The 7,432-nt window shown below is 63.4% G+C and carries 15 protein-coding genes; 9 read left to right on the forward strand and 6 right to left on the reverse strand.

Annotated elements, in window-relative coordinates; translation table 11 throughout:
- The 6 genes from AAGA68_26990 to AAGA68_27015 form a co-directional block, all read right to left on the reverse strand.
- Nucleotides 1–196: hypothetical protein (locus AAGA68_26990; GenBank protein MEM9388717.1), on the reverse strand; the 196-nt coding region annotated here is incomplete at its 3' end.
- On the reverse strand, nucleotides 193–438 hold the full coding sequence (locus tag AAGA68_26995) for a hypothetical protein (protein MEM9388718.1): 246 nt from the start codon (nucleotides 436–438) through the stop codon (nucleotides 193–195). The genes AAGA68_26990 and AAGA68_26995, both read right to left, overlap by 4 nt.
- Entirely contained in the window at nucleotides 435–800 is a 366-nt protein-coding gene (locus tag AAGA68_27000) for a hypothetical protein (protein ID MEM9388719.1), read from the reverse strand. The genes AAGA68_26995 and AAGA68_27000 overlap by 4 nt, the downstream gene beginning before the upstream one ends.
- Nucleotides 797–973: a hypothetical protein gene (locus AAGA68_27005; GenBank protein MEM9388720.1), complete on the reverse strand. Its 177-nt coding sequence runs from the start codon at nucleotides 971–973 to the stop codon at nucleotides 797–799. The genes AAGA68_27000 and AAGA68_27005 overlap by 4 nt, the downstream gene beginning before the upstream one ends.
- A gap of 298 nt (nucleotides 974–1,271) precedes the next feature.
- A complete protein-coding gene (locus tag AAGA68_27010) occupies nucleotides 1,272–1,577 on the reverse strand; it encodes a helix-turn-helix transcriptional regulator (GenBank protein MEM9388721.1) in 306 nt (101 codons plus the stop codon).
- Nucleotides 1,578–1,965: 388 nt separating this feature from the next.
- Complete coding sequence (locus AAGA68_27015; GenBank protein MEM9388722.1) at nucleotides 1,966–2,553, reverse strand: hypothetical protein; 588 nt, start codon at nucleotides 2,551–2,553, stop codon at nucleotides 1,966–1,968.
- Between the two features lie 93 nt (nucleotides 2,554–2,646).
- On the opposite strand from AAGA68_27015, the gene AAGA68_27020 reads away from it, so the two are divergent.
- The 9 genes from AAGA68_27020 to AAGA68_27060 form a co-directional block, all read left to right on the forward strand.
- Nucleotides 2,647–2,871 carry a hypothetical protein gene (locus AAGA68_27020; protein MEM9388723.1) on the forward strand — a complete coding sequence of 75 codons (225 nt, stop codon included), beginning with the start codon at nucleotides 2,647–2,649 and terminating at the stop codon, nucleotides 2,869–2,871.
- On the forward strand, nucleotides 2,871–3,746 hold the full coding sequence (locus AAGA68_27025; GenBank protein ID MEM9388724.1) for a replication protein: 876 nt from the start codon (nucleotides 2,871–2,873) through the stop codon (nucleotides 3,744–3,746). Before AAGA68_27020 ends, AAGA68_27025 begins: the two co-directional genes overlap by 1 nt.
- On the forward strand, nucleotides 3,743–4,447 hold the full coding sequence (locus tag AAGA68_27030) for an ATP-binding protein (protein ID MEM9388725.1): 705 nt from the start codon (nucleotides 3,743–3,745) through the stop codon (nucleotides 4,445–4,447). Before AAGA68_27025 ends, AAGA68_27030 begins: the two co-directional genes overlap by 4 nt.
- Nucleotides 4,447–4,941 carry a hypothetical protein gene (locus AAGA68_27035; protein MEM9388726.1) on the forward strand — a complete coding sequence of 165 codons (495 nt, stop codon included), beginning with the start codon at nucleotides 4,447–4,449 and terminating at the stop codon, nucleotides 4,939–4,941. Before AAGA68_27030 ends, AAGA68_27035 begins: the two co-directional genes overlap by 1 nt.
- On the forward strand, nucleotides 4,938–5,222 hold the full coding sequence (locus AAGA68_27040; GenBank protein MEM9388727.1) for a hypothetical protein: 285 nt from the start codon (nucleotides 4,938–4,940) through the stop codon (nucleotides 5,220–5,222). The genes AAGA68_27035 and AAGA68_27040 overlap by 4 nt, the downstream gene beginning before the upstream one ends.
- Nucleotides 5,222–5,752 (forward strand): glycosyl hydrolase 108 family protein, encoded by a 531-nt coding sequence (locus tag AAGA68_27045; protein ID MEM9388728.1) that lies wholly within the window; start codon nucleotides 5,222–5,224, stop codon nucleotides 5,750–5,752. Before AAGA68_27040 ends, AAGA68_27045 begins: the two co-directional genes overlap by 1 nt.
- Before the next feature lie 379 nt (nucleotides 5,753–6,131).
- Nucleotides 6,132–6,416, forward strand: a complete 285-nt coding sequence (locus tag AAGA68_27050; protein MEM9388729.1) for a hypothetical protein — start codon at nucleotides 6,132–6,134, stop codon at nucleotides 6,414–6,416.
- 158 nt (nucleotides 6,417–6,574) lie between these two features.
- A complete protein-coding gene (locus AAGA68_27055) occupies nucleotides 6,575–7,021 on the forward strand; it encodes a hypothetical protein (protein ID MEM9388730.1) in 447 nt (148 codons plus the stop codon).
- Nucleotides 7,022–7,023: 2 nt separating this feature from the next.
- On the forward strand, nucleotides 7,024–7,432 hold a 409-nt coding region (locus AAGA68_27060; GenBank protein MEM9388731.1), incomplete at its 3' end, for a hypothetical protein.

The following is a 7,432-nucleotide window of genomic DNA, read 5'->3' on the forward strand; positions in this document are numbered from 1 at the left end:
CGCGCTGGCATTTCTTGCAGCGGCTGCGGACCGCTACCGATGACTCGAGTTGGGTGGTAGCGCTGATCGTGAGGCCACCGCATAGCACCCGGCTCGGGTTGTCCGGGTCCACGATGTGGAAGGGGTACGTGCCGGCGGACGACTGCAGCGTCGCGCGGGCGAACGTCACGCCGGGTGATGGGTCGAGGGGGTTCACTTGCGCTGCTTGCCCAACGAATCCACGAACTGCGCATTCAGACGCTCGCGCAGGAACCGGACGGCGTCGATGTCACGCTCAGCGCACTGCGCCAGGATCAGCGCGGCCCAGTCTTCGTTGGTGAGGAGCCGCAGCCAGTACGCTGCGCTGTCCTTCTCGATCTGCACGGCCACCGGGTGGCGGAAGTCGTCGGCGCGCTCCTCGGCGAGGGTGGGCACGGGTGGGGCGGGGTTGGCGCTCATGACTGCGCCTCTACGCGATCGCAGAACGCCTCGATGTAGTCGGCGGCCCCTTCGGCGGTGGCGGCGTCATCGCAGCCGTGAGCACCAAAGAGCTCGATTGCTACATCGTCCCCGCTAAGTTGGAAGTGTTCAGTTGCGGCGCCGTAGGCATCGTAAAGCCTGGTGCCGTCGCCCCCACGGAGAAGGCCGTGGGGGCTTAGCTTGAATGTCCGCTGCAAGTCTCGACGAGCGGCATAGTGGCCGAGGGCGCAGGCGGGAGTGCCACAACCCTGGCCGAACACCCGCATCGTGAAGGACTCCGGAGGAGGTGACTCCCGCAGCGCCCGCACCACCTTGCGCAGTCGGTCGGTGCGCACCTTCACGACCGCGTCCCCAGCAACCGACGATCCGCCTCGCACTGCCGCAGCATCAGGCGATCCAGCGTCGCGTGCTGCTTGGGCGTCAGGCTGCGGCGGTTGTCGAGCAGCGCGTAGATGCGGCGCAGGCGCGCGTTGGGGCGGGTGTGGTCGTGGTGTTGGTAGGTGGGGGTGGGCATTGGTGTCTCCTGTGAAACACCCCACCTAGGACTCACTTGTCTTTGTGGGGCTACCACGGCGTCAGTTGACCGTGCGTCCCAAGTTAGTCGAAGATGACTAATAACGCAAGTCACATCTGACTAGTGCTGCTGGGAGGTCTAATGGGAAACGATGCCCAACCCCAAGAGGACAAGGATCTTCACGCGCTTACTGCGCGCCTTCAGATTCTTCTAGATACGATCGAGGTTGTCGCCCAGCACGGCGACTTGAGACAGGTCGAGCTTCTGTGCGACGAAGCGCGATCGACAACCGCTGCGCTCAGTCGACAGATCGCAGCTCGCGGTTAGCAGTGGACAGCAGGTGATCCGTACCCTCTTTGTCAGCGACTTCTAAGGCTTCCATAAGTCGCTGAGCAACTTCGCGTTTTTTCTTGTTGAGCGGGTATGGGCTGATGAGTTGCCACAGCGGCAAATCAAAGGCCGAACTTATGTCCCGCAGCACTTGAAGCGAAGGTAACGAGTCACCTTCCTCGTCCGCCTCGTTAAGCCACCTGTTGATGGTTTTTTGTGAGACTGGTGATTCCGACGCCATCTGGTTGGCATTTTCGAAATCATGCTCGTCCATGAGCAGTCGCAGCTGTTTGCGGATTATGGATAGCAAATTCATGCCCATAGCGTAGCGATGGCGCGCGCGCAAGTCTGACTTGCGAATTAGTCGATTGTGACTAATAATCCTGGCTCATGAGTACTCCAACCCAGGCCATTCGCGACGCGATCCTTCGCCGAAAAGCGTATCGGGATCTGTCTGCGAAGAGCGGCGTTCCGTATGACACGATTCTCGGCATAGCGTATGGCAGAAGCGAGAAACCTTCGTACGACACGGTAGCCCCGCTCATTAGCGTCCTGACGAGCGAGGGTCACCTGAATCTACTAATCGATTTTTCTAAGGTAAACACCTTACCGCCCGTCGGCTCGCAGTCGGTCGACGAGGTAGGGGCGGGGCAGTGAGGGGGTTAGAAAGCTTCGGCCCCCCTGGCGATGTCTTCAGCTTCGCACGCGTCGATGTTGGCGAACACGAACTTCACTCCGACCATGCCCACGGGTTTGTCGTCGAAGGTGAAGTACCCCGTGGCAGCGACGTAGATCCTCTGAACTCTGTTGGGTCGCCCTTTAGGCTCCCACTCATACTCATAGGTTCGCTCGCGCTTTGCGATCGCCTTGGTCCAATTCTCCGGGCCGGCCCATTCAGAGTTGGGCAGCGCTTCGTCCGTAAGGGCCTTCGGCTTGCCGTACTTGGACGAGATCTGCTTCGCCAGCCAGTCGACTGTCTCTTTGGTCTTCAGGCCGTAGCGGTCGTCCTCCTCGCTCGATCCCGCGCCCAGGACTGTGCACGCACCATACTTGTCCGAGAACGTCACTGTGTAGTGCTCAAGGTACGGGTGTGGCTCCGGGGGATTTTCGCCTCGTCTAAGCCAGCTGCCCTCGCCATCGAAGCCGTCGAACTTCGGATCGTCGCGCTTATCGCCCATCTCCACCCCAAAGGGCCCAGCCCATGCGCAGCATGAGGCAAGCAGGGTCAGTAGCAGCAGTGTCGGGCGCATCGTCTCGTCCTTGCGGTTCTCGGGAGGGCAACAGTACCCCAGAAGCCAAAGCGACCGCAGCGAATCAATCCCCTCACATCGGATTGCCCGACCATGCCCGTTAAGCCCCGCCAGTTCTGCAGGGAAGAGATTCCCGGGGTCCTCGCCAGCCACCCAGAAGGCCTGACCACGTACATGCTGCTTAGGAAGCTCCGTGAGATAGAGCCGTGGGGTGCGGACTACGTGCACGTCGAGGCGGCTTGCGTCGAGCTGTTCGATGCGGGGGTGGTTGCCTCGAGCGGGACGCGATGGCTTCCGGTGGTGGAGGCGAGCGCCTGATGGCAGGCCCCCAGGTGGAAGAGGGTTTCACACGCCTCGCTCACGGCTACCTGGAGGCCCTAGTGCGCGCCGACATCACTGGCCGCGAGATGCGCGTGCTCATGGTCATCGCGCGCAACACTTGGGGGCGCCACGGGTCACCGAAGTTCTGGCCCCTCGGGCTCACCTACCTGGCCAACGCCACCTCCCTCGATCGCCGAAACGTCGGCAAGATCATCACCCGACTGATCGACCGAAAGATGGTCCTCGAGGGCGCTCCCAAGTCCGGCACGACACCCCGTGAACTTGGCATCCAGAAGCACCCGGAACGCTGGGCTAGTGTCGTCACTACGGCCACACCTAGTGTCGTTACTGAGGGCACTCCTAGTGTCGTCGCCAAAGACACACCTAGTGTCGTTACTGCGGACACACTAGCGGATGAGGGTGTGGTCACTGTGGACACACCAGTGTCGTCACCAGGGACACACCAGTGTGTCCACAGTGACGACGCTAGTGTCGTCACTGAGGCCACCAATAAAGACAGAGACTTTCTTAAGACTTCTCTAAGACAAGAGAAGAGGGGCGATAACGCCCCCGCGTCGCCGAGCAAAAAACCTCGTGGATCGAGGGTCGTTCCGAAGACCTGGAATCCGAAGCCCGAGGCCATGGCCAAGGCGGTCGCCAGACTCGGCCAGCAAGGCGCCTCTCGGGCCCTGGAAAACTTCCGACTCTTCGAGTTCAAGCGGCCGTACACCGACTGGGATCGTTGCTGGGCTCGCTGGTATCAGCGGGAGCCCGAGATGCGTGGCCGTCCGTCGCTGGACGTGCCCGACCCGCAGGCCACGGATTACGGCGAGATCGACTTGGCTCGGTCTGCCCTAGGGGGTTCGCGATGAGCAGCAACACGCCGCGGCACTTCGCCGACATCGTCACGCTGGACGACTTTCGGGCACGCCGCACGACCCCGACCCTGCAGCCCACCTTCGCGCCAAAGGGCCTGGTGACGCCCCAGGAGTCGGCGCGCATCGCGTTCCAGGAGGCCGGGATACCCGCCCGGTTCCACGAGCGCGTTGAGTGGCGGGAGTGGGGCAACGACCAGCAGCGTGAGCAGCAGCGGCGGGTGCTTGAGGTGATGCGCGAGTTCGCCGAGGACTTGCCGAAGATGCTGGACAGCGGGCAGTGCCTGCTGCTCACCGGCGGGACCGGAACCGGTAAGACACACCTCGCGTGCAGAATCGCGCGGCACTGCATCCTGCCGCATCGCCGGAGCGCGATGTACATCACGGCGATGGACGCCGTGCGCAGGTTCCGCGACTCGTGGAGCACCGACGAGAGCGAGGGCCAGGTGCTGCGCAAGTTCGTTGAGCGCGAGATGCTGGTGCTCGATGAGGTCGGCGTGCAGCGTGCCACAGACGACGAGCGATTGATGCTGTGCGAGATCATCGACGCCCGCTACCGGGAGCGCCGCTCGACCATCGTCGCCAGCAACTACCCGCTCGCCGACCTAGCAACCTACCTAACCGACCGAGGTGTGTCGCGCTTGCTGGAAAACGGCGCGTCGATTCCGTTTGCCTGGTCGGACTACCGGAGAAAGTGATGCCCCCCACCGCCGACAACTACCTCCCGCCTCTGCCCAAGGATTTTGACCCGAAGCTGCGCCGAGCGCTACGCCGTTCAGACATGCTCGGCGGCACAGGTTGCGAGGTGATCTACCAGGAAACCGGCTTACACCGCGACACCGTCAGCTACATCCGTAAGGTCTACGGCGCGCTCGGCGACATGCCGACCTTTGAGGCAATTGGCCGCTTCGAGCGTGGTCGACTGAAGCGCGTGAAGGAGCGACGCAAGGCGTTAGCCGATCGGCGCAAGGCAGAGCGAGAGGCCAAGGGCATCAGCTTGGCTGAGGAGCGCGAGGTACGTGAGGCCCTCAAGAGTCTGCGCGCTAAGAACGCCGAGAGCACCGCGGCGCTGACAAAGGCCGCGGCCGAGCGTGCGGGGTGGAACTGGCGTGCCGCGGTGGACGGCATGACGTTCCGGTCGCGGAATTGGCAGGTTCCGGCGTCGGCTAGGTTCGCGAGGTTCGCGGCGTGAGGCGCGCGGCCAAGGTAGATGATAACCAAGGCGACGTGGTCGAAGCGCTCCGCAAGTGCGGCTGCAGCGTGAGCAGCACGGCCGCAGTCGGTAACGGCTTCCCCGACATCGTCGTGGGCGTAGCGGGGCGTAACTACCTGCTTGAGATCAAGGACGGGTCGAAGATTCCGAGCAAACGCCAGCTGACGCGGGATGAAAAGAAATTCCGCGACGGGTGGTCGGGTCAAGTGGCGACGGTTAACTCGCCTGATGAGGCGTTACGTGTTGTGGGGTTGCTCTGATGGCTGAATACGATCCGGCGTACGCGGTGCTAATGGACTTCGAAGGCGACGGCATCGTCGACGACCCGCACGACCGCGGCGGGATGACGTTCTCCGGCATCACCCGGAAGAACCACGGCGACTGGTCCGGCTGGCGCAAGATCGACGAAATGCTGGACGCCGGTCAGCCGGTGACGCGGGCGGATTCGATGCTGGCCTACCTGGTGAAAGACTTCTACAGGCGATCGTACTGGGCAACCATGCAGCTTGAGCCGGTGGCCAGCCAACACCTAGTCACGCAACTACTGCTCTTCGCCGTTCACTCCGGCCAGGTGCGCGCCATCAAGGCCCTGCAGCGGCTGGTCGACGTGAAGGCGGACGGCATTGTGGGGCCGGTCACGCTGGCGGCGGTTAACGGCTTCGAGGATCAGCGCGGGCTCGCTCACCTGTACCGCGCTGACGTGCTCGACCATTACGCGCGCATCGTGCAGAACGACACCAGCCAAGCGAAGTGGCTGCGCGGGTGGGTCCGTCGGGGAATGGCGGCATGAAGCGCCTAGACATGCACAAGCCGATGATGCTGGCGCTCCAAGTGATCGCGCTGGCTGGCGCAATCGGCGCGCTGGTGTTCGTGGGTGTACTGGTCGATGCGATGTTTCGGCCGTGAGCGTGGACCCAACAGCAGCGGGCGAGCGCGCGATGCTCGCATGGGGGCGTACCCAACTCGACCCGAGCCGAGGAGGGGGAAGCGTCTGGCCCGCACCGAGGCACGTCCCGAAGCGGCAACACCGCTCGGCCAAGTCGACGGATAGCCCAGACCTCCCCGACAGCAAGGGGGTTATCCGTACTAGGGCGCCGCTTACGTATCGCTACGCTCACGGGGACGCCCCGCGTTCGACGAACGAAGGCGTCGGAGCTCATGCGGTCCTGGTGCAACCAACCTCCTGGGACGCGATGGTCGCCGACATGGTGCTCGCGAATCTCGTCCGCGGTGATCGCCGAATGATGGATGTGGCGCGCATGGAGTGGGTGCAGCGAACTGGCGGGCAGCGGGAGAAGTGCGCGGTGGTGGGTCTGTCGCGTCCCGAATATCGGCGGTTCACGGACATCATTCGATCGTCCGTCGCGTGCTGGATCGAGATTGCCACCCAGGAGAACGGGCGAGCCCTGGAGTTGTTGCAACAGCAATCGCGGCCGGCGCGCTATCGCGCTTGACAGGTAGGCACTGGGCCGCCCAGAATTGCACCTAAATCCCTAGTGTGGGGATGAAGCGCCCTGGAGTCGAAAGACCCCGGGGCGTTTTCGTTTCCGATCCCCCAAACCCGCCCGAGAACCCGCTCCGGCGGGTTTTTTCGTTTCTGGAGAACGAAAGAATGGCCAAGCGCGTAGGCGTCCAAGCGATCGACGCCCAGATCGATTACGTCCGACAGAACACCGCGACGTTCATCGTCTGCGGCCGCACTCCCACCGATACCGCAACGAACGTCACCCGCGGCAGCCTAGGCACGATCTATGGCGAGGTGACTGTCACCACCGCCAACTTCGGGGCGACTGCCGATGGTGTCGGTACGGCACCCGCTCGCCGCACCACGATCGATCTAACGGCCCTGACCGACGACAGTGCAGATGCCACCTACGACGATGCGTCGGACGGTGAGCTGGCCATCGTGGGCCTCGACGCCAACGGCGGCGCCGGCAACGCGGCCAACCGCGTGACGCTGATCCACCACGCCGACGACAACACGGTGTCGTTCAACATTGGTGGCACGCTGAGCTTCACGAATACCTTCGACTGGGAAGTCTCGGGCGTCTTCACCTAGCCATGCGCCGGGTATCTGCCGAAGCGGTCGACGCCGAGCTTGCCGAGGTCGGCACGGCCGACGAGTGCTGGCTTGTGCCGCGTGCACAGGATGGCGGCGACTACGCCGCGCTCCTCGCCGCACGCATTGCCAGTGGGCCTGCGACGATCTCTGCGCCTACGGGTGATGCCGATTCCCGCAACGTCACTCGCGGGCCGCACACGGTCACGACGACCGGCTCCCACCCTGGCGGCAGCATCTCCATCGTCCTCGTCGATACGGTCCAGCTGCAAGTGCAGGACGTTGCGCACGGGACCGTCATCGCCTTCGATGCGGGGCGCCAGCTGACGGTGCAGGCAAGCTCGCTTGAGCGCCGCATCACGCCCGCGCCGATTGAGGGTCAAGGCGAGATCTCGGTACGCGGCAATACCC

Source organism: Pseudomonadota bacterium, assembly GCA_039193195.1.
Classification (GTDB): Bacteria; Pseudomonadota; Gammaproteobacteria; order Steroidobacterales; family JBCBZW01; genus JBCBZW01.